Annotated in this window: 20 protein-coding genes; 8 read left to right on the top strand and 12 right to left on the bottom strand. The window is 64.4% G+C overall.

From position 1 onward, the window contains the following. Positions 1 to 273: 273 nt before the first annotated feature. The 4 genes from MESOP_RS09785 to MESOP_RS09770 all read left to right on the top strand — a co-directional run bounded on the left by MESOP_RS09785 (position 274) and on the right by MESOP_RS09770 (position 4,334). Complete coding sequence (locus MESOP_RS09785; RefSeq protein WP_013893169.1) at positions 274 to 1,470, top strand: amidase; 1,197 nt, start codon at positions 274 to 276, stop codon at positions 1,468 to 1,470. 2 nt (positions 1,471 to 1,472) lie between these two features. Further along, a complete protein-coding gene (locus MESOP_RS09780; RefSeq protein ID WP_013893168.1) occupies positions 1,473 to 2,372 on the top strand; it encodes a LysR family transcriptional regulator in 900 nt (299 codons plus the stop codon). Between the two features lie 88 nt (positions 2,373 to 2,460). After that, complete coding sequence (locus MESOP_RS09775; RefSeq protein ID WP_013893167.1) at positions 2,461 to 3,129, top strand: DUF1007 family protein; 669 nt, start codon at positions 2,461 to 2,463, stop codon at positions 3,127 to 3,129. Next, on the top strand, positions 3,126 to 4,334 hold the full coding sequence (locus tag MESOP_RS09770; protein ID WP_013893166.1) for a nickel/cobalt transporter: 1,209 nt from the start codon (positions 3,126 to 3,128) through the stop codon (positions 4,332 to 4,334). The genes MESOP_RS09775 and MESOP_RS09770 overlap by 4 nt, the downstream gene beginning before the upstream one ends. Before the next feature lie 31 nt (positions 4,335 to 4,365). On the opposite strand, the gene denD is transcribed toward MESOP_RS09770, so the two are convergent. The 4 genes from denD to MESOP_RS09750 all read right to left on the bottom strand — a co-directional run bounded on the left by denD (position 4,366) and on the right by MESOP_RS09750 (position 7,323). Beyond that, a complete protein-coding gene (gene denD, locus MESOP_RS09765; RefSeq protein ID WP_013893165.1) occupies positions 4,366 to 5,343 on the bottom strand; it encodes a D-erythronate dehydrogenase in 978 nt (325 codons plus the stop codon). Positions 5,344 to 5,354: 11 nt separating this feature from the next. Further along, a complete protein-coding gene (locus MESOP_RS09760) occupies positions 5,355 to 5,567 on the bottom strand; it encodes a hypothetical protein (protein ID WP_013893164.1) in 213 nt (70 codons plus the stop codon). Between the two features lie 86 nt (positions 5,568 to 5,653). Further along, positions 5,654 to 6,625: a cation diffusion facilitator family transporter gene (locus tag MESOP_RS09755; protein WP_013893163.1), complete on the bottom strand. Its 972-nt coding sequence runs from the start codon at positions 6,623 to 6,625 to the stop codon at positions 5,654 to 5,656. A gap of 11 nt (positions 6,626 to 6,636) precedes the next feature. Beyond that, on the bottom strand, positions 6,637 to 7,323 hold the full coding sequence (locus MESOP_RS09750; RefSeq protein ID WP_013893162.1) for a GNAT family N-acetyltransferase: 687 nt from the start codon (positions 7,321 to 7,323) through the stop codon (positions 6,637 to 6,639). 83 nt (positions 7,324 to 7,406) lie between these two features. Between MESOP_RS09750 and MESOP_RS09745 the strand changes: the two genes are divergently transcribed. Beyond that, positions 7,407 to 8,591 (top strand): pyridoxal phosphate-dependent aminotransferase, encoded by a 1,185-nt coding sequence (locus MESOP_RS09745; protein WP_013893161.1) that lies wholly within the window; start codon positions 7,407 to 7,409, stop codon positions 8,589 to 8,591. 131 nt (positions 8,592 to 8,722) lie between these two features. Continuing rightward, positions 8,723 to 9,097 carry a YciI family protein gene (locus MESOP_RS09740; RefSeq protein WP_041164043.1) on the top strand — a complete coding sequence of 125 codons (375 nt, stop codon included), beginning with the start codon at positions 8,723 to 8,725 and terminating at the stop codon, positions 9,095 to 9,097. Positions 9,098 to 9,136: 39 nt separating this feature from the next. On the opposite strand, the gene MESOP_RS09735 is transcribed toward MESOP_RS09740, so the two are convergent. From MESOP_RS09735 to trhO, 4 genes are all read right to left on the bottom strand, one after another. Then, positions 9,137 to 9,889, bottom strand: coding sequence for an SDR family oxidoreductase (locus MESOP_RS09735; protein WP_013893159.1), 753 nt, complete (start codon positions 9,887 to 9,889; stop codon positions 9,137 to 9,139). Next, a complete protein-coding gene (locus MESOP_RS34960) occupies positions 9,886 to 10,068 on the bottom strand; it encodes a hypothetical protein (protein WP_140570864.1) in 183 nt (60 codons plus the stop codon). The genes MESOP_RS09735 and MESOP_RS34960 overlap by 4 nt, the downstream gene beginning before the upstream one ends. A gap of 123 nt (positions 10,069 to 10,191) precedes the next feature. Beyond that, positions 10,192 to 10,932, bottom strand: coding sequence for a tellurite resistance TerB family protein (locus MESOP_RS09730; RefSeq protein ID WP_013893158.1), 741 nt, complete (start codon positions 10,930 to 10,932; stop codon positions 10,192 to 10,194). A 116-nt stretch (positions 10,933 to 11,048) separates the two neighbouring features. Then, on the bottom strand, positions 11,049 to 11,978 hold the full coding sequence (gene trhO, locus MESOP_RS09725) for an oxygen-dependent tRNA uridine(34) hydroxylase TrhO (protein ID WP_013893157.1): 930 nt from the start codon (positions 11,976 to 11,978) through the stop codon (positions 11,049 to 11,051). Positions 11,979 to 12,180: 202 nt separating this feature from the next. Here trhO and MESOP_RS09720 point away from each other — a divergent pair, with 202 nt between their 5' ends. Then, a complete protein-coding gene (locus MESOP_RS09720) occupies positions 12,181 to 12,819 on the top strand; it encodes a 2-dehydro-3-deoxy-phosphogluconate aldolase (protein ID WP_013893156.1) in 639 nt (212 codons plus the stop codon). Between the two features lie 7 nt (positions 12,820 to 12,826). On the opposite strand, the gene MESOP_RS09715 is transcribed toward MESOP_RS09720, so the two are convergent. Continuing rightward, positions 12,827 to 13,576 carry an SDR family oxidoreductase gene (locus MESOP_RS09715; protein ID WP_013893155.1) on the bottom strand — a complete coding sequence of 250 codons (750 nt, stop codon included), beginning with the start codon at positions 13,574 to 13,576 and terminating at the stop codon, positions 12,827 to 12,829. Between the two features lie 130 nt (positions 13,577 to 13,706). Between MESOP_RS09715 and MESOP_RS09710 the strand changes: the two genes are divergently transcribed. Further along, complete coding sequence (locus tag MESOP_RS09710; protein ID WP_013893154.1) at positions 13,707 to 14,600, top strand: AraC family transcriptional regulator; 894 nt, start codon at positions 13,707 to 13,709, stop codon at positions 14,598 to 14,600. 162 nt (positions 14,601 to 14,762) lie between these two features. Here the strand turns inward: MESOP_RS09710 and MESOP_RS33490 are convergent, their stop codons facing one another. From MESOP_RS33490 to MESOP_RS09700, 3 genes are all read right to left on the bottom strand, one after another. Continuing rightward, complete coding sequence (locus MESOP_RS33490; RefSeq protein WP_013893153.1) at positions 14,763 to 14,939, bottom strand: hypothetical protein; 177 nt, start codon at positions 14,937 to 14,939, stop codon at positions 14,763 to 14,765. Positions 14,940 to 15,135: 196 nt separating this feature from the next. Continuing rightward, positions 15,136 to 17,037, bottom strand: coding sequence for a peptidoglycan L,D-endopeptidase MepK (gene mepK / locus MESOP_RS09705; RefSeq protein WP_041164042.1), 1,902 nt, complete (start codon positions 17,035 to 17,037; stop codon positions 15,136 to 15,138). A gap of 381 nt (positions 17,038 to 17,418) precedes the next feature. After that, positions 17,419 to 18,963, bottom strand: coding sequence for a sigma-54-dependent transcriptional regulator (locus MESOP_RS09700; protein ID WP_041164587.1), 1,545 nt, complete (start codon positions 18,961 to 18,963; stop codon positions 17,419 to 17,421). Positions 18,964 to 19,130: the final 167 nt, after the last annotated feature.

Below are 19,130 nucleotides of genomic sequence, written 5' to 3'. Positions count from 1 at the left end.
AACCGGCAGAGAACCAGAAAGGCCCGCACCGTCGTTGCTTCAAGGTGTCCTCGGTCTGGCGGTTGGCCGCTAAACCGACTGGAGGGGTTAGCTCCAGTTACCTTACCGATTTCCCTCACCATTCGAGGATCGGCGGACACCCACAGGCACGTGCGACTTTGGGCAAGCGCGATATAAGAGCGAAGAGTTTCACAATCAATAAAAATCGTATCCAAGGTTGTAAAATTTCTGGCATCGAACAATGTTGGTTCAACCGTATCCGGATAGCGAACGATGACAGGCACGCATGGCCCTCTCAATGCCTTTCTCGATCTTCGCCAGATGCCGGTGGCGCATGCCGAGCTTGGCCCGCTGGCCGGCCTGCGGCTGGCCGTAAAGGACATCTACGACGTTGCCGGCTATCGCAGCGGCTGTGGCAATCCCAGGAAATTCGCCGATAGCCCTGCCGCCTCGCGCACGGCGCCGGCCGTACAGGTGATTCTCGATGCCGGCGCGCGCTTCGTCGGCAAGACTCAGACCGACGAGCTTGCCTTCGCGCTGTTCGGCCAGAATGCGCATTTTTCTTTTCCGGTGAACCCGGCCGCGCCCGACCGCGTCACCGGCGGCTCGTCGTCGGGATCGGCGGCAGCGGTGGCGGGCAAGCTCGCCGACATCGCCACGGGATCCGACACCGGCGGCTCGATCCGCGCGCCGGCGAGCTTTTGCGGGCTCATCGGGCTGCGCACCACGCATGGCCGCATTTCGCTCGACGGCACCATGAAGCTGGCGCCGAGCTTCGACACTTTCGGCTGGTTCGCCGACGACATCGAGACTTACGAGACCGTCGGCAAGCTGCTGCTCGGCCGCGACCAACACCATCACCATCTGGACCGCCAGCTGGCGCTCGGCTGGCTGGACGAGCTGGTCGCCCGCCCGGCACTTGCCGAATATGCCGGAATGAAGAGGTTGGCGAGCGCGGTTTTCGGCGCGCCGGCGACGCCGACGATGCCCTTCAGTTCGTCGCCGGATGAACTCTACTGGTGCTTTCGCCGCCTCCAGGCCAAGGAAGCCTGGGGCGTGCATGGCGAATGGATCACCAGCGGCGAGCGCGACCTAGGCCCCGGCGTCGAGGAGCGATTCGGCTTCGGCCGTGCCGTCGACGAGCGGACGGCGCAGGCTGAGGAGGTGCGAAGGCTGACCTTTCGCGGCGAACTCGGTGCCCTGCTCGGCAAGGACGGCTTCCTTGTCCTGCCGACGGTGCCGGGCCCGGCGCCCTATGTCGACTCGACGCCGGAGCAATTCCAGGCCTATCGCGAGCGGGCGCTGCACCTTTTGTGCCTCGCCGGGCTCTCCGGCTTTCCACAGATCACCTTGCCGATCGGCTCGGTCGCCGGCGCTCCGTTCGGCCTGTCGCTACTTGGCCCTTCCGGCAGCGACATTGCCCTGATACGGCTCGGCCGAAAACTTCTCGACGCAGCACAAAAGGCCTGACAATGGACACACTGACCCGCATGCGCGCCTTCATCGACGTCGTCGAGGCCGAAGGCTTTTCGGCGGCGGCGCGCAAGATCGGCCGCTCCAAGGCGCTGCTGTCGAAATATGTGCGAGAGCTGGAGGACGAGCTCGGCGCGTTGCTCCTCAACCGCACCACGCGCCAGTTCTCGATGACCGAGGCCGGCCACACATATTACCGGCGCGCCTCCGAGATCGTGCGCGAGGTCGACAGCCTCGCCGACGCCGTGCGCGAATCATCCGGCGACGTGCGTGGCCGCATCAAGGTGTCGGCGCCGCGCACCTTCGCCGACGCGCCGATCGGTCAATCGCTGATCGACTTCGCCAAGCAGCACCCCGACATCGTGCTCGACATCCAGCTCGACGACCGCTTCGTCGATCTGGTCGAGGAAGGCTTCGACCTCGCGGTGCGCATCTCGCGCCTGGAGAATTCGTCGCTGATCGCCAGGCGGCTGGCGCCGTTTTCGGTAAAACTCTGCGCCTCTCCCGAACTGATCGCCAAGCATGGCATGCCGACGCGGCCGCAGGATCTCGGCCACATGCCTTGCATCGTCGACACCAATGGCCGCGGGTTGAACAACTGGCCGTTCAAGGGTGACAACAACGACCAGCTGAGCGTCGCGGTGTCGGGCCCGATCGAGGTCAACAGCCCGATGGCGGCGCGCGCCGCCGCCATATCGGGGCTCGGATTCTGCATCCTGCCGGATTTCATCGCCGCGCCCGATTTGAAGAGCGGCCTGCTGGTGACGGCGCTCGATGACCGCATCCTGTCCGGCGGCGGTATCTTCGCCGTCTACCCGCACCGCCGCTATCTGCCGGCCAAGGTCCGCGTCTTCGTCGACTTCCTGGTGCAGTGGTTCAGGACACGCGAGATCGCCTAGCCGGTTTTAACCGTCTCACGGTCCCAATTTCGCCCCCTTTCTAGTCACTCTCGACATCTCTCCGAGGCCAATGGAATCGCGACCGGTAATGCACCTGAAACGGCACGCAATCATGCTGGCTTCGGCCTTGACGGCGACCTTTGCCGCGACTGGTCCAGCTTACGTGCACCCGCACGTCTTCGCCGAGGCGCGCCTCGACGTGATCCTCGGCCCGGATCACCAAACCGTGAAGGCGCTGCGTCATCTCTGGCGCTTCGACGACCTGTTTTCGAGTACGGTGATGATGGAGTTCGACAAGAACTCCGACCTGAAGCTTGACGACAAGGAGCTGAAGGAGGTTGCCGACACGGTTCACGCCTCGCTGGCCGAGTTCAACTATTTCCAGCTCGTCACCCAGAACGGCAAGGACGTAACGATGGTGCCGCCGCCGCATCTGATGGCCAATTTCGACAACGACCAGTTGATCATCCTGTTCGAGTCCGAACCCAAGGTCCCGATCAAGCTGACCGGCACGATCGACATCGGCGTCTACGACCCGACCTTCTACACCGCGATTGACTTCACCGAGGATTCCAACATCACGGTTGAAGGCCTGCCGTCGAACTGCACCAGCAAGGTGATCCGTCCAGACCCGGATGAGGCGATCAAGGAAAACCAGAAGACCCTTACGGATGCCTTCTTCAACGACCCGACAGGCACCGACATGAGCAAGATCTTTGCCACCAAGCTCGAACTGACCTGTCAGCCAGAAGGATGAAGCCGGTGACGAAACCGTCCCTGCGTTTGGCACTCGGCCTATTGGCCCTCACCTTTGCCGCGATGCATTTCGCCAACGCCGCGCATGCCCAGTCCTCGCTCGGCATCGGCGTCAATGACGGCATGGCACCGAGTACCGGTCCGTTCGCCCACATCCTGATGTGGATCAATCTGCGCCAGCAGGAATTCTATCGCGCGCTGGCGACAGCCATGAAGGCGATGCGCCAGGACAACAGCAAGATCTGGATCCTTATCGGCCTGTCCTTCGCCTATGGCATCTTCCATGCCGCCGGCCCTGGCCACGGCAAGGCCGTCATCTCGTCCTACATGGTGGCCAATGAAGTGGCGCTGCGGCGCGGCATCCTGCTGTCCTTCGTCTCGGCCCTGCTCCAGGGCCTGACGGCGATCGTGGTCATGCTGGTCGCCTATTTCGTCCTGCGCGGCACCACCATCTCGATGACCGACGCGGCCTGGTTCATGGAGATCATGAGCTTTGCGCTGGTCACCCTGTTCGGCGCCTGGCTGCTGTGGCGCAAGCTCGGCCCTTCCGTCCTGCGCCTGTTTGGCAAAGGTCCCGCCTACAGCCTGTCGGCGGCTCACGCCGGCCATTCTCATGGTGGCCATTCTCATGCGGGTCACTCCCACGCCGGCCATTCGCATGCCGCCCACAGCCATTCGGCGCATGCCCATTCGCACGCGGTCCATGTGCATGACGATCACGGCCATGCGCATGACCATTCGCACGATCACCACGAGCATAGCGCGCATGACCACCATCATGACCATGGCGCGCATGCCCATCACGATCACGCTGCGGGTGAGGTCTGCGAAACCTGCGGCCACTCGCACGCACCCGATCCGGCGCTGCTCTCTGGCGACCGCTTCGACTGGCGCACGGCGTGGTCGGCGGTGGCCGCCGTCGGCATCCGCCCCTGCTCCGGCGCGTTGATCGTGCTCAGCTTCGCCCTGCTCAACGGGCTGTGGCTCGGCGGCCTGCTGTCGGTGCTGGCAATGTCGATCGGCACCGCCATCACCGTCTCGGCACTGGCGACGCTGGCGGTGACCGCCAAGAACTGGGCGGTGTATTTCGCCGGCGACGGCCGCATGGGCAACCGCATCCATTCGATCGTCGAGATCGGCGGCGCCGCCTTCGTCTTCCTGTTCGGACTTTTGCTGCTGTCGGCAAGCCTGACCGGCAGCGTCTAGGCCTGCTCGAACGGATGGGCTGCACGAACTCCTAGTCGGGAAGCTTGCCGCCTAGCTCATCCTCGATATGGGCGCGAATAATCTCATCAAAGCTCTTTTCGGCGCTGAAGCCGAGCTCCCGTGACCGCTTCGCCTCGAACCGAGTCGGCCAGCCCTTCACGATCGCCCAGATCGTTTCGTCCGGCACCTCGCGGATCAGGCTTGTCACTTTTGGCCCTGCAATGCGCTCCAGCGCCTCGATCTGCTCGCCGACGGTGACGGCGACGCCAGGCATCGTCAGGTTGCGGCGCGGCCCGACGGCGGCGCCGTCGATCCCCGCCGCATGGATCAGGAAGTTGACGGCCGAGCGCGGGCTGGCATGGGTGTGCACGACCGAGCGCGGCACCGGCAGGATCGCCTCCTGGCCGTTCAGCGGCTCGCGGATGATGCCGGAGAAGAAGCCGGAGGCCGCCTTGTTCGGCTTGCCGGGCCGCACGCAGATGGTCGGCAGCCGGATGCCGATGCCGTCGAAGAAGCCGCGCCTCGTGTAATCGGCCAGCAGCGCTTCGCTCATCTGCTTCTGGGTCCCGTAGGAGGTCAGCGGCGTCGGATGGAAGTCGTCGGGAATGACATCGGGGAACGGCGCGCCGAACACCGCGATCGACGAGGTGAAGACGACGCGCGGCGCAAAACCGGCCAGCCGGATGGCGTCGAACACGGCGCGCGTGCCATCGAGATTGACGCGGTAGCCGAGATCGAAATTGGCTTCCGCCTCGCCCGACACGATACCTGCAAGATGGAACACAACGTCGGGTCGCGACTTGACCAGGCCCTCGGCGGCGCCCGCCTCGGCGAGATCGCCGGTGTGGGTGTTGATGCTGACACCGTCCATCGCCGGCGCCTGCGGCGGCACGATGTCGTGCAGATCGAGCGCGGTGATCTTCTCGGCCCGCAGCGTGCCGTCCTTTGCCAGCCGGGCGATCAGCTTGCGGCCGACCATGCCCGCGGCGCCCGTGATCAGAATGCGCATGTCAAAATCCCTTACTTGCCCTGATTTTTGCGCTGGCTGCGCGCGCGCAGCCAGAACACTAGGAAAAACGCCAGCACGAAGAGGGTGCCGAAGATACCGGCCAGCACGGTCGAAAAGCTGCCGAGTGCCAGCATCATGGTCGGCAGGTAGAAGGCGGCAATGCCGAACAGAAGCATGATCCAGACCGCTGCGATGGCCGCATTGCGCGTGTCGCGATCCATCATGCCGCACCGGGGCGGCGGTCGTCGGGCTGGGTTTTCAAAGCTGGAGAACTCCTGAGGCAGGTTCGATCGATGGTCATCGACAGGACCTAGTGATAGTGGCCGTGATGCGGGACAGCATCGTGCTCGTGCTCGTGACCATGGTCGTCGCCCTCGTCGGCGCACTTTCCGAATTCCGGCTCCACGGTGGCATGGCTGATGCCGTGCTCGCTGGCAAGCCGCTTCTTGACGGCGCTGACCGCCTGATACGCATCGACGCCGTCATTGAGGCAGGCATGCAGCGTCGCCATGTTGCTGGCGCCATCGAGCGACCAGATATGCATATGGTGCACCTCCCGCACGCCCCTGACCGTTGCCTCGATATCCCGGGCGATCAGGTCCCGGTCGAGGCTGGGCGGCACGCCTTCGAGCAGCACATGGGCCGCGGCGCGCATCAGCGACCAGGCCGTCGACAGGATAAGCAGCGAGACCAGCACCGACAGGATCGGATCGATCGGCGTCCAGCCGGTCGCCAGGATAACCAGTGCGGCCACGATCGCCGCGGCCGAGCCGAGCAGGTCGCCAAGCACATGCAGGATGGCGCCACGCATGTTCAGGCTTTCGCGGTCGCCGCCATGCAGCACGAAGAAGGAGCCGAGATTGACCAGCAGGCCGAGGATCGCCACAACCAGCATCGGTCCGCCCAGCACTGGCGCCGGCGTCTGCAGTCGCTCCCACGCCTCGTAGATGATCCACAGCGCGATGACGAAGATGGCGATGCCGTTGGTGTAGGCGACCAGCGTCTTGACCCGGCCGAAGCCGTAGGTGAGCTGGCCGGTCGCGGGCCGTCCCGCAAGATGGAAGGCATACCAGGCAAGGCCCAGCGCGATCGCGTCGGCGAGCATGTGCCCGGCGTCGGCCAGCAGCGCCAGCGAGCCGGTGAAGAGGCCGCCGAGTGCCTCCGCCACCATGAACCCCGCCGTCAGGCCGGCCGCGATCAGCACGCGCTTCTTGTCGGTCGAGCCATGCACATGGCCGGCCCCACCGTGATCATGGCCGCTATGGTCGTGGGAATGGGCCAAAATAAGAACTCCTAGGCGCCGAATTCAGCGCGACAATCCTCGAGCCGTCGCTTCTGCTGGCCGTCGCCATCGAAATTGGCCGGGTCGAGCCACGCTTCGTAAGCCTTGCGCAACGCCGGCCATTCCTTGTCGATGATCGAATACCATGCGGTGTCGCGGTTTTCACCCTTGACGATGAGATGCTGGCGGAAAATGCCCTCGAATTTGAAGCCGAACCGTTCCGCCGCCCGCTTCGACGGCTCGTTGCGGTTGTTGCACTTCCATTCATAACGGCGATAGCCGAGCCCGTCGAAGATGTATTTCATGAACAGGAACTGCGCTTCCGTGGCTGCCGGCTTGCGCGAAATGAGCGGTCCCCAATAGATGTTGCCGATCTCGATGACGCCGTAGGCCGGATCGATGCGCATCAGCGTCTGGCGTCCGGCGACCTTGCCGCTGGCCTTGTCGATGATAACGAAGAACAGCGGATCTTCGCTGGCCTCGACCTTGTCCAGCCATGGCTGGAAGGCCGCACGGGTTTGCGGCGGATAATCGGGCAGCCAGGCAAAGCGGCCGTCGACATCGGACACCGAGGACGCTTCGTAGAGCCCATCACCGTGCTTTGCGGCGCTCAGCGGTTCAAGCCGGACGTATCGACCGTCGATGGGCTTGCGCTCGGGTCGCGGACGCGGTTGCCAGTCTTTGAGATTTTCCGACACCAAAAACTCCAATCCGTTTGACTTTTGCGGGCCAAGGCTCACAAAAACGCGACCCAACAGTAAGAACCACACGGACGGGAAAAATGCTCCACACGATTTCGGCCTTCGACCGTCTCGGCGAGGAAAATGCGTTCGCGGTGCTCGCGCGTGCGACGGCACTGGCTCAACAGGGCCGCGACATCGTCAATCTCGGCATCGGCCAGCCCGACTTCAAGACGCCGCAGCACATCGTCGAGGCCGCCATCAAGGCGCTGCGCGACGGCCACCACGGCTACACGCCGGCCAACGGGCTTCTGGCGACGCGCGAGGCTGTGGTGCGCCGCACGCTGACCACCACCGGCGTCGAAGTGTCGCCAGAGACGGTGATGGTCCTGCCCGGCGGCAAGCCGACCATGTTCGCCGCCATCCTGATGTTCGGCGAGCCTGGCGCCGAGATCCTCTACCCGGACCCCGGCTTTCCCATCTACCGCTCGATGATCGAGTTCACCGGTGCAGCACCCATTCCCGTGCCGATGCGCGAGGAGAACGGCTTTGCCTTCTCCGCCGAGGAAACGCTGGCGCTGATCACCTCCAGGACCAGGCTCTTGATCCTCAACTCGCCGGCCAACCCGACCGGCGGTGTCACGCCGCGTGCCGAGATCGAGAAGCTGGTCAAGGGCCTGGAGAAGCACCCAGACGTCGCCATCCTTTCCGACGAGATCTACGACGTCATGACCTATGACGGCGAGACACATTGCTCGCTGCTCGGCTTCCCCGAGATCCGCGACCGGCTGATCGTGCTCAACGGCTGGTCCAAGACCTGGGCGATGACCGGCTGGCGCATGGGCTGGTCGATCTGGCCGAATGGCGACAAGGGCGCTCATCTCTACGACAAGGTGCGCAAACTGGCGGTCAATTGCTGGTCGTGCGTCAATGCGCCGAGCCAGTTCGCCGGCATCGCCGCCATCGACGGCCCGCAGGACGACGTCGACAAGATGATGCGCGCCTTCGACCGCCGCAGGAAGATCGTGGTCGAAGGCCTGAACGCCTTGCCCAACATTTCCTGCATCACCCCCAAGGGCGCCTTCTACGCCTTCCCCAACGTGTCGAAGACCGGCTGGAAGGCAAAGAAGCTCGCTTCCGCCCTGCTCGACGACGCCGGCGTGGCGCTGATCGGCGGCCCCGATTTCGGCATTCTCGGGGAAGGCTATGTCAGGCTCTCCTACGCCAACTCCGAGGAGAATATTTTGCGGGCGCTGGAGCGGATTGGAGCCTTCCTGGCGAAGTGAGCTTCAAAGCGGCCTAATGCCCTCTCCCGGACGGTGTCATGAGCCGTCCGGAGGCGCACGGCCAAGACTGGGCGTGCATGTCGGGAACGGCTACGGTCCTCGGATCAGGATCGAAGTGGGGTGACATCCGAATGTTCTATGCAATCCTTGCCTATCATGTGGAAGACGCGATCAAGGCGCTGACGCCACAGGAAGACGCGGCGCTGATGACTGATTTGCTCAAGATTCATGAAAGGCTCTATGCCGACGGCAGCCTTGGCCCGTCGGCGCGGCTTGGCGCGACACAATCGGCCTGCACCTTGCGCGACGGCCTGATCGTCGATGGCCCCTTCGCCGAAACCAAGGAACAGCTTCTCGGCCTCTATGTCGTCGACTGCCCGACGCGGGATGACGCCATCGCCATCGCGCGCGAGTTCAGACGCGTCAACCCGACCGCCGTCTACGAGATCCGCCCCGTTCCGCTCTATCTGCCCGGCGTTCCGTTGGAGACACCGCCTCAGGGGTAGGGAGCATGATCCCTTAAAAGGGGAACTTGGTTTCTCAGACTAGCCACGCCCCACGAACGGCATCTTGGTCGCCATCACCGTCATGAACAGCACGTTGGCGTCGAGCGGCAGGCTGGCCATGTGGACGACCGCGTCGGCAACATGCTGGACATCCATCACGGCCTCGGCGGCGATGGAGCCGTTGGCCTGCGGCACGCCGACGGTCATCGGCTGCGCCATGTCGGTCAGCGCATTGCCGATGTCGATCTGGCCGCAGGCGATGTCATAGGGGCGGCCGTCGAGCGCCAGCGTCTTGGTCAGTCCGGTGATGGCGTGCTTGGTCGCCGTGTAGGGCACCGAGCCCGGGCGCGGCGCATAGGCCGACACCGAACCGTTGTTGATGATGCGGCCACCCATCGGCCGCTGCTTGCGCATGGCGCCAAAGGCGGCACGCGCGCACAGGAACGAACCGGTGAGGTTGACGCCGACGATATCATTCCACACCTCGACCGGGATCTCGTCGATCGGCGTCGACTTGTAGCCCATGCCGGCATTGTTGAAGAGCAGGTCGACGCGGCCAAAGGCCTCCGCCACCGTCTCGAAAAGATCATCGACCTCGCCGGCCTTGCTGATGTCGCAGGCAACCGCCAGCGCCTTGGCATCCGAGGGTCCGGCCTCGGCGACCGCCGCGTCCAGCACCGCCTTGCGGCGCCCGCAGAACACCGTGTTCCAGCCGGCCTTGAGCAATGCCGTGGCGACGCTCTTGCCGATGCCGGTGCCGGCGCCGGTGACGATGGCGGTTTTCTCGGTCATGGCAGTTGTCCTCCGGCAGCGCCGCGCGTGCCCGCTTGATTTTCAGGATCTGGCTTCAGAACAGAAGGCATCGCAAATGACGGCAGCGATGGCAAGCGGAGCGGCCAGATCACGTTCCCGAAAAGTGGAATCCGGTGCGCGGAAGCGGCCTCGTCCGGGCCGACAAAAAGGGCGGTCATTGGCGACCGCCCTGATCTGAACCGGACTTGGGAGGAGGAAAGCCGATCCGACTGTGTAGAATCATGCGCTTCCTGAGTTAACGAAGGGTAAACGCAGGTTAAGCACGCCTGTGCCGATATGGGCTACCAGCGCGGATTGGGCGAGGTGCCCGCCTTGGCGGCCGGCACCTTGGCCGCCGAAACCGTCGCCTCGACATGGTCGACCAGTGCATCCGGCAGGCCAAGCCGGCCGGCGAGCAGATCGAGATAGCCGCGCTCGGCGCGCGTGTCCGGGTCTATGGTCAGGCGCGACGCCGTGTAGAGCTCGAGCTTCTGCGCGTCGGTCTTGGCACCCGCCACCAACGTGTCGAGATCGAGCGGGCTTTCCAGCTCCGCCATCAGGAATTTCTCGGCGTCGGAGCCGATCCCCGAAAGGCTGAGCTTGCCGGCGATCTTCTTGCGTTCCTCCTCGTCGACATGGCCGTCGGCCTTGGCCGCCGAGATCATCGCGCGAACGAGCGTCAGCGTGAACTCATCCTCGCCCTGTGGCGCCTGCGACGGGTGGAAGGCGGTGTCCTTGGGCGGCGGCAGCAATTCCGGTTCACCGGCGGCGGGCGCCTGCTCCGGTGCGTTGCCGGCCTTGTAGTTCTGGTAGGCCTTGTAGGCGAGACCGCCGATGGCAGCCAATCCACCGAGCTTCACCGCGGTGCCTGTCACCTGGCGCCCGGCGCCGGTTCCAAGCAGCACCGCCGCCAGCGCGCCGGCTGCCAGCGGATTGTCCTTGGCCATCTGCACGGCCTGGCCCGCCTTGTCGCGGACGGTGCCGCTGGTGCCGGGAATTTGCGAGCCGAGCAGATCGTCGAGAAGCTTCTTGGGATCGAACATCAATGCCTCCAGGATTTGCCCGGCTGAACGGGCAGGTTTCGAACGTCGAAGACGTAAGTCCCGAAGCCCAGCATTGCAATGACAGGTAGCCGCTTGGCAGCGGCCAGATGCCGGGATCAGGAGCCGATATGCGGGCCCTTGCCCCGCGCTTGCGCGAGTTCGACCTGGCGCTGGCGCTCGGCGTAGCGCTTGCGGTCTTCCTCCGAGCGGGCATCGAAGCAATGCGGGCAAGAGATACCGGCGGCAAATTTCGGCGACGACCGCTCGCTTTCCGTCAGCGGATGGCGGCAGGCGCGGCAGAGTTCGGCGTCCCCCTCGGCCAGGCCATGCGACACCGAAACGCGCTCGTCGAAGACGAAGCACTCGCCCTGCCACAGACTTTGTTCGGCCGGAACCTCCTCGAGATATCTGAGGATGCCGCCCTTGAGGTGGAACACATCCTCGAAGCCGAGCGACCTGACATAGGCGGTCGCTTTCTCGCAGCGGATGCCGCCGGTGCAGAACATCGCCACCTTGCGGCCTTCGAGCTCCGCCCGGTGCGCTTCCACCCAGGCCGGAAACTCCCGAAAGCTCGCGGTCGCCGGGTCGATCGCCCCCTTGAAGGTGCCGATCGACACCTCATAGGCGTTGCGCGTGTCGATGACGATCGTGTCGGGCTGCGAAATCAGGGCGTTCCAGTCGGTCGGCGCGACATAGGTGCCCGCACTTGTCGCCGGGTCGATGTCCCCGACGCCCATGGTGACGATCTCGCGCTTCAGCCGCACCTTCATGCGGTGGAACGGCATTTCCGCAGCTTCGCTGTACTTGACCTCCAGGCCCGCCAAGCCCTCGACGGCCTCGATATGGTCGATGAGTTCGGCGATCGCTGCTTCGCTGCCCGCGACGGTACCGTTGATACCTTCATGCGCCAGGAGCAGTGTGCCCTTGATGCCGCGTCCGCAACAGAAGGCGGCAAGCGGCGCACGCAATGCCTCGAAGGCGTCGAGCCGGGCAAACCGGTAGAGCGCGGCGACGCGGACGGGTTGGGATGGCGCGGACGGTGTCATTGCCAGAGCAACTAGACGCTCGTAAAAGGCGATTCAAGGCAAAACGGGCTCGGCGGCCTGTTTCGGTTGCCTGTCATGGCCTTGTCGGGAAAGAGACCGTAAGCTGTCCGATGGCGCGTGATATCGCGACGCGACCCGGTTCGTGGACAGGCAAACACCCGTCTGCTAATCGGTTGAAATAGCCCTTTACATGGAGAGACAGATGCCCAGCAAGACCGAGAAACTCCTGTCGCTTCTGAACGGCCAGCCGGTCATTCCGGTGCTGAAGATCACCGATGTCGCCAGCGCGGTGCCGCTGGCCCGTGCGCTGGCGCGTGGCGGCCTGCCGGCGATCGAGATCACGCTCAGAACCGCCGATGCGCTCGAAGCGATCCGGCGAGTCGCCGCCGAGGTCGAGGAAGCCATTGTCGGCGCCGGCACCATTCTGGACAGCAGGCAGTTCGACGAGGCAGCCAGCGCCGGTTCGCGCTTCATCGTCAGCCCCGGCATCACCCGCGAGCTTCTGGCGGCGGCCGCCGACAGCGACGTTCCGCTGCTGCCCGGCGCCATCACGCCCGGCGAGATCATGGCCGCGCGCGAGGCCGGGCTGCGCTTCCTGAAGTTCTTCCCTGCCGAGCAGTCGGGCGGCATCGCCTCCTTGAAGGCCTTCGCCTCGCCACTGGCCGATGTCAAATTCTGCCCGACTGGCGGCATCACCGGCAAGAACGCGGCCGACTACCTCAGCCTGCCGAACGTGATCTGCGTCGGCGGTTCCTGGGTCGCGCCCGACGAGATGGTCAAGGCCGGCAAGTGGGACGAGATCGAAGCCCTCGCAAGCGCCGCCAGCCAGCTTCGGAAATAGCCATCGCTCACCAGGGCAACGGACCATTCTCATCGAAATAGCCGCCGGTGGGGCTGCCGGCCTTCAGCGTCGCCAGCTGCACGATGATCCCGGCAGCCTGCTGCACCGTACGGCCGCCCTTGTGCGCATTGAGGTCCGTCGCGGTGTAGCCGGGAGCGGCAGCGTTCACCATGATGCCGAGCGTCGAAAGCTCCCGGGCGAAGGCCACGGTGATGGCATTGAGCGCTGTTTTCGAGCTGCCATAGCCCATGACATTGGGCGATTGGCTGTTGGCTGCGGCGCGCGCGATCGAGCCGAGATAGCTGCTGACCATGACGATGCGGGCGGCGGGCGATGCCAGGAGGAGCGGCAGGAATGCCTGAGTGACGCGAACCGGACCGAAGACGTTGACGTCATAGGTGGCCTTCATGTCGGCGACACTCTCGCGGCTCGGCGGCCGTTCGTAGCGGCCGTCCGGCCCCAGCGCGTCGACATAGCCGGGGGCAATGCCGGCATTGTTGACCAGCACGTCAAGGCTGGATATCCGCGCCGTCAAGGTTTTGGCCGCGGCCGTTACGCTGTCGTCGCTGGCGACGTCGAGTTCGAACCATTCGACGTCGAGCCCTTCGTTGCGCAACGTCTTTGCCGCAGCCTCGCCGCGCTCGGTATCGCGGGCGCCGAGCCAGACCTTGAACCCCATGGCCGCCAGCCGGCGAGCGGTCTCGAGGCCGATGCCCTTGTTGGCGCCGGTGACCAGCGCATTCACGTTCGTCGTCATGTCCGTGTCTCCTTCTTGGTGACCTAGAAATGACCTGCGTTGGCCGGTTTCGCGCGCCGGATACTCGCGTCTTTTTGCCTAATCCTCTCAACTGGTTGCGCGGCCAGCATGGATCGGCAATGCTGAAGACATGGAAGAAGCCCTGCAGGAATTGATCGTGATCGCCGGCCGCTATGCGCATGGGCGGCGCACAAAGACAGCTATCCCGCGTGTTTCCATCGGCCGCAGCGAGATTGCGACCTCGCCGTTGCCCGAGCTTTGCCAACCGACGGCGCTGTTCGTGCTGCAGGGAACGAAAACGGTGCTGATCGGCGACCGCACGCTTTTCTACGGCGCCGGCAGCTATTTCGTCTATGCGGTAGAGACGCCCGCCACCAGCCAGCTCATCGAGGCGAGCAGCGCCCGTCCCTACGTAGCCGTCGCCTTCGCCCTCGACATCGAGTTGATCGCCACGTTGATCGTCGACCACAAGCCGGCGCTCGACGGCGACAGCTTCGTGACCAACCGGGCCGATGACGAACTGCTCGATGCATGGCGCCGTATGCTGCGGCTACTCGACCGGCCAGCCGAGATTCCTGTGCTCGCGCCCATGCTCGAACGCGAGATCGCATTCCGCCTGTTGCAGGGTCCGCAAGGCGCGAAGCTTCGCCAGCTCGCGCGCGCTGACGGCCGCTTGTCACAGATCCGCCGCGCCACCGCCTGGATACGATCGCACTACAACGAGCCTATCGACGTGACGGAATTGGCCGAGCTCGCGCATATGAGCAACGCTTCGTTTCACCGCCACTTCAAGGCGGCAACCGCCATGAGCCCGATCCAGTATCAGAAGCAGGTCCGTCTGCTGGAGGCGCGTCATCTGCTGATCGCCGAGTCGGGCAACGCCACGCGCGTCGCCTTTGCCGTCGGCTATGAAAGCGCATCCCAGTTCAGCCGGGAATATGCGCGCCATTTCGGACTGCCGCCGGCGCGTGACGCCGCGCGGCTTCTGGCCGAGGGCGAAGCTGCTACGCTGGAAATCGATTGATGCCGCCGCCCAGAAGTGACCACGGTTTGGGGGGACGAAAGCTCGCGGTGACTTCCCGACAGGTCGGCTCCGACCAGTGTAAGAGCCTCGTCAGCCGGCATATGAAAAGCCCGGTCGACTCTCGCCGATCGGGCCAATTCACCGGATCCTACCGGTCCTGGATCAATTGCAGACCCTGACCTTGTCGACCACCCTATGGTGGTGAACCCAATGCGTGACCACCTTGGTCCTGCAGTGATGCTTGCCGTTCTTGATGATCACGGTTTCGGCTTGCGAAGGAGCAATCGCAGCGGATGCTGCCGCCAGTGCCAGAACTGATGCCAGTAGAATCTTCTTCATGAATATCCCCAGGTTGGAACGCGCCGATAGTAATCTGGAAATGGGTCCATCGTTCCGATCTCACGAGAAGTTCAGTCTCGCGTGATCTGGCTCCCGACGGTGATGACCGGCGAGCCTTTCAGGCATCGAATGGGTAATATTGAACAGCAAGAAGCCGCGCAGGCTGCCCGGCGCGGCTTTGCGATTGGCTGGTCGGCTACTTCGTCTGGAAGCGGGCGACCGACATGAACTTGACGGCGTTGCCGGTGAAGCGATTGGGGTCGGCCACCACGTCGCCCGACTGGAAGCCGGCCGTATAGACCTCGATCGGCGGGGTATGCACGATATTGTAGGCGTAGCCCGGTGCCGTCGTCGCGCTCGAAACGGCGGCGACAGTCTCGCCGCTGGTCAGCGCCCAGCGGGCGGCCTGAGGCGCGGCTGCAACCACAACGGCCCTGGGGCCGGGCTTCTGGTCGCGTGCGGTGGCCCTGGCTTCCTTGCGGGTCGTCTTCACGCCGGCGCCGATCGCGGCTGCCGGATCGGAACCGGCCGGACGGGCGGCAACGGCCTGGCGAGGCGATGCCGCATCGACGGCGGACGGATCGTTGAAGGCCGAGCGCGGTTCCTGGGACAGCGAGGCAAGCTGGTATTCGTCACCGCCGCCGACCTGTGCATTGGCGACCGAGGCATTAGCGGCCGGGGCGTTGACAACCTGGGCATTGGCGATCTGGGCATTGGCTTCGTCGAGCACGGCCTTGACGGCATCCGGCTTGACCGGTGCCGGCCGCGCCGTCGGCAGCACCGAGAACGCATCCGTGGCGGACTTGTCCTGATCAGCCGTCTCGGCCAGCGCCATCAGCACATCCTTGCTGGGTGGCGGTGCAAGATCGGCCGGCAACGAGTGTTCGGGACGCCAGGTCGGCAATGGGATGTTGTTGACGGCAACCTGCGCCGGATCGGCCGCGGCAGCCGCCGCCATCGCCGCGGCGTCGGCCTTGCCGAAAGGCATGTTCGCCGGCGCCTGCGCGGTCGCCACGGCCTGTTCGGTGGTGGCCGTCGCATCCGCCGTGGCGAACGGAACATTCTCAGGCTGCTGCACGCCGACATCAGCCTTCGGCCGCGGCGCGAAGTCGGGCAGCGGAATCTCCTTGGCAGGCAGCGCCGCGATGATCGTCTCCGGCGTGTCCGTCTGCGGCTCCGGAGCCTGCTCGTCGGCGACCTGCGGAATTTCGGCGCGCTGCGCATTCTCGGGCGCGACGATGGCGATACCCGGCAGGTTGCTGCTCTTGGCAGTGGCCAGCGGCTTCACGTTTCTCGGCTTGGGCGCGGGTGCGGCCGAAGCGGTTTCGACATCGGCGCTGTCGTCGGCTTCATCGTCACCGCCGCCAAAGAACGCCGAGAGGAACCCGCCGGACTTCTTGCTGCTGCCACCGGCGCTGGCCAGTTCGATGTTGGGTGTGCCTGAGCCCCTGCGCGCCTTGTAGGAGGCGAGCGCCTGCTCATAGCCTGGCAGCGGCCGGCCGTCGCTCGGCACATGCAGCGTCTTGCCATTGGGGAACAGGCCGACCAGTTCCTGGCGGCTGATGCCGGGCCAATGGCGTACATTGCCGACGTCCATGTGGACGAACGGCGAACCGGAGGACGGGTAGTAGCCGACGCCACCGCCCTGCATCTTGAGGCCGATGTTGCGCAGCTTCTTCAGTGGCACGCCGGGAATGTAGAAATCCATCGCCTTGCCAAGCATGTGCTGGCTCTTCTCGGCGACGCCCCGGCTGCGGCTGCGCAGCATCGAGTTGGTCGCCGGCGAGCGGTAGCCGCAGACGACCTGGATGTAGTCGGTGGCGCCGCTTTCCCGATACGCCTCCCAGACCAGGTCCAGCAGGCGCGGATCCATCTTGGTCGGCTCGTTGCGCCGCCAGTCGCGCAGGATGATGTTGATCTTCCTCAGACCCTCGGGAATGTAGCGGCCATTGCGCTTGTAGACGATCTCGGCCTTCTCGTGGGTATGGAGGTGGTAGAGCTTCAGCGAACGAACTTCGGCCTGGGCGCCCGTGGCGGCCGCGGCAACAAAACCAAATGCGACAATCACCGCTGCCAGCCATCTCGGCCAGACGCGCAAATGATGATGACGCCCGTTTGTGAGTCGTTCGATTCTGTTCAAATCAAAAGGCCTTGCAGGCTGCCGTTTGTCCCCGGATTTGCCCAAACGGATGTGTCGTTTTCACATCCGAATATCGATCCTAATGGTTAATCATCGCTTATTGAAGCCGAAATGCGGTAACACCATGGCGATATCCCGTCAAAAATTGTTCGCAGGGGTTCTTGGTAAACCGCTGGTTTAGATCACGTTTCCGCCCTTGGCTGAAACACGATCTGTTACCATTAGCCTTAATGCGTGATCGCCACCTGTCGAGCACCGCCGTCAGCCCGCCATAATCCGGCCGGGGCAGGTGCAAGGATCGCCCCATGACAGGGCAAGCTGGTCCCGGCCTTGCGCCGCTCAGGAGGCGAGGCGGTCGATACGCCCGGTTTCCGGATCGATGCCGTATTCCTTGAGCTTGCGGTAAAGCGTCGAGCGGCCGATGCCGAGGCGGCGGGCGACTTCGCTCATCTGGCCGTTGTAGTGATCGATGGCGAGCTTGATCATCTCGAGTTCGACATCGGCCAGCGCCCGCACATTGCCGCGTTCGTCGAGCGCCCTCACCGTGCCGAAGCGAGGCTGCGTCCTGACAGCCTGGTCGTGGACGCTAGCCGCGACAGCATCGCCGGGCACGACATCCTCATCGCGGGGCTCCAGCGGTGGCGGCGCAAGACCGTCTGCTTCCTGATCGCCATCGGTTCCGAGATTGACGGTGCCTTCCACCTGCGCCCGGATTTGCGGGAAGTCGTCGACCGTCAGCACATCGCCTTCGCACAACACCGAGGCGCGGAAGACCGCGTTCTCCAATTGCCTGATGTTGCCTGGCCAATCATAGGCCTGCAGCACGGCAAGCGCCGCCGCCGAAATGCCCGTAAGACGATGGCGCGGGTCGGCGGGCGCCACCTTCTCCATGAAATGTCTGACTAGGTGCGGGATGTCGTCGCGGCGGTCGCGCAGCGGCGGCACGAAGATCGGATAGACGTTCAGCCGATAGAACAGATCCTCGCGGAACTTGCCGTCCTTGACCTGCTGCAGGAGGTTGCGGTGCGTCGCCGAGATCAGCCTGATGTCGACCCTGACGGTGGCGCGGCCGCCGACCGGATCGACCTCGCCGTCCTGCACGGCGCGCAGCAGCTTGACCTGCACATCGAGCGGCAGGTCGCCGATCTCGTCGAGGAACAGCGTGCCCGAATGCGCTTCGACGAACTTGCCGGTGTGCTTGTCGGTGGCGCCGGTGAACGAGCCCTTCTCGTGGCCGAACAGGATGGATTCGACCAGATTGTCGGGAATGGCGCCGCAATTGACGGTGACGAAGGGTTTCGAACGGCGGTCGCCGCTGCCCTGGATGGCGCGCGCCACCAGTTCCTTGCCGACGCCGGATTCGCCTTCGATCAGGATCGGGATATTGGAAGCCGCCGCTTTCTGGCCAAGGCGTATCACCCTGTCCATGGCCGGACTGTGCGTGATCATGTCCTTGAAGGTCAGCAGTCCGCCGCGCTTGCGCGACGTGCGCTTGACCTCGCCCTCGACCGCCTCGACCTTGAGCGCATTGGCGATCGCGGCCTGCAGCCTGTCGGGCGAAGCCGGCTTGACGACGAAATCGAACGCGCCATGGCGCATCGCCGAAACCACGGTTTCGATGCCGCCCTGGGCGGTCTGCACGATGACCGGCACGCTGATGTCGCGCTCGCGCATCGCCTTCAGCACACCGATGCCGTCGAGGCCGGGCATGACCAGGTCGAGGATGACGACGGAGACGTCGCGAGTGCCAGGCCCGTCGAGCACTTCGAGACCCGCGGCACCGCCGTCGGCGACGATTGCCGTATGGCCGAACCGCGTCACCGCCGCCTCGAGCAGCCGGCGCTGCACGGGATCGTCATCGACTATGAGTATGGAACCTGTCATGACTGTCTTGAGTTGCCCGCGCCCGAAATCCCCATGGATCATCTTGGCACAGGGTTCTAAATAAGGTTTCAAAAAACCCGGTGAACGAATTCCTTAGGATTTGACCGGCTTCTCCATTCCCTTTGATTCTGACCCCAGATTCTGACCCGTTGATTCACAGAAGGTAT

Source organism: Mesorhizobium opportunistum WSM2075, assembly GCF_000176035.2.
In the GTDB taxonomy this organism is placed as follows: domain Bacteria; phylum Pseudomonadota; class Alphaproteobacteria; order Rhizobiales; family Rhizobiaceae; genus Mesorhizobium; species Mesorhizobium opportunistum.
Note: the sequence above shows the minus strand (reverse complement) of the source record. Positions and strands in the feature narration are given on the sequence as shown.

Excerpts from the sequence above, each read along its gene's own strand:
- MESOP_RS09785 (WP_013893169.1), top strand. The coding sequence starts at position 274 with ATGACAGGCACGCATGGCCCTCTCAATGCCTTTCTCGATCTTCGCCAG.
- MESOP_RS09780 (WP_013893168.1), top strand. The coding sequence starts at position 1,473 with ATGGACACACTGACCCGCATGCGCGCCTTCATCGACGTCGTCGAGGCC.
- MESOP_RS09775 (WP_013893167.1), top strand. The coding sequence starts at position 2,461 with ATGCACCTGAAACGGCACGCAATCATGCTGGCTTCGGCCTTGACGGCG.
- MESOP_RS09770 (WP_013893166.1), top strand. The coding sequence starts at position 3,126 with ATGAAGCCGGTGACGAAACCGTCCCTGCGTTTGGCACTCGGCCTATTG.
- denD (WP_013893165.1), bottom strand. The coding sequence starts at position 5,343 with ATGCGCATTCTGATCACGGGCGCCGCGGGCATGGTCGGCCGCAAGCTG.
- MESOP_RS09760 (WP_013893164.1), bottom strand. The coding sequence starts at position 5,567 with ATGATGGATCGCGACACGCGCAATGCGGCCATCGCAGCGGTCTGGATC.
- MESOP_RS09745 (WP_013893161.1), top strand. The coding sequence starts at position 7,407 with ATGCTCCACACGATTTCGGCCTTCGACCGTCTCGGCGAGGAAAATGCG.
- MESOP_RS09740 (WP_041164043.1), top strand. The coding sequence starts at position 8,723 with ATGTTCTATGCAATCCTTGCCTATCATGTGGAAGACGCGATCAAGGCG.
- MESOP_RS09735 (WP_013893159.1), bottom strand. The coding sequence starts at position 9,889 with ATGACCGAGAAAACCGCCATCGTCACCGGCGCCGGCACCGGCATCGGC.
- MESOP_RS34960 (WP_140570864.1), bottom strand. The coding sequence starts at position 10,068 with ATGACCGCCCTTTTTGTCGGCCCGGACGAGGCCGCTTCCGCGCACCGG.
- MESOP_RS09730 (WP_013893158.1), bottom strand. The coding sequence starts at position 10,932 with ATGTTCGATCCCAAGAAGCTTCTCGACGATCTGCTCGGCTCGCAAATT.
- trhO (WP_013893157.1), bottom strand. The coding sequence starts at position 11,978 with ATGACACCGTCCGCGCCATCCCAACCCGTCCGCGTCGCCGCGCTCTAC.
- MESOP_RS09720 (WP_013893156.1), top strand. The coding sequence starts at position 12,181 with ATGCCCAGCAAGACCGAGAAACTCCTGTCGCTTCTGAACGGCCAGCCG.
- MESOP_RS09715 (WP_013893155.1), bottom strand. The coding sequence starts at position 13,576 with ATGACGACGAACGTGAATGCGCTGGTCACCGGCGCCAACAAGGGCATC.
- MESOP_RS09710 (WP_013893154.1), top strand. The coding sequence starts at position 13,707 with ATGGAAGAAGCCCTGCAGGAATTGATCGTGATCGCCGGCCGCTATGCG.
- MESOP_RS33490 (WP_013893153.1), bottom strand. The coding sequence starts at position 14,939 with ATGAAGAAGATTCTACTGGCATCAGTTCTGGCACTGGCGGCAGCATCC.
- MESOP_RS09700 (WP_041164587.1), bottom strand. The coding sequence starts at position 18,963 with ATGACAGGTTCCATACTCATAGTCGATGACGATCCCGTGCAGCGCCGG.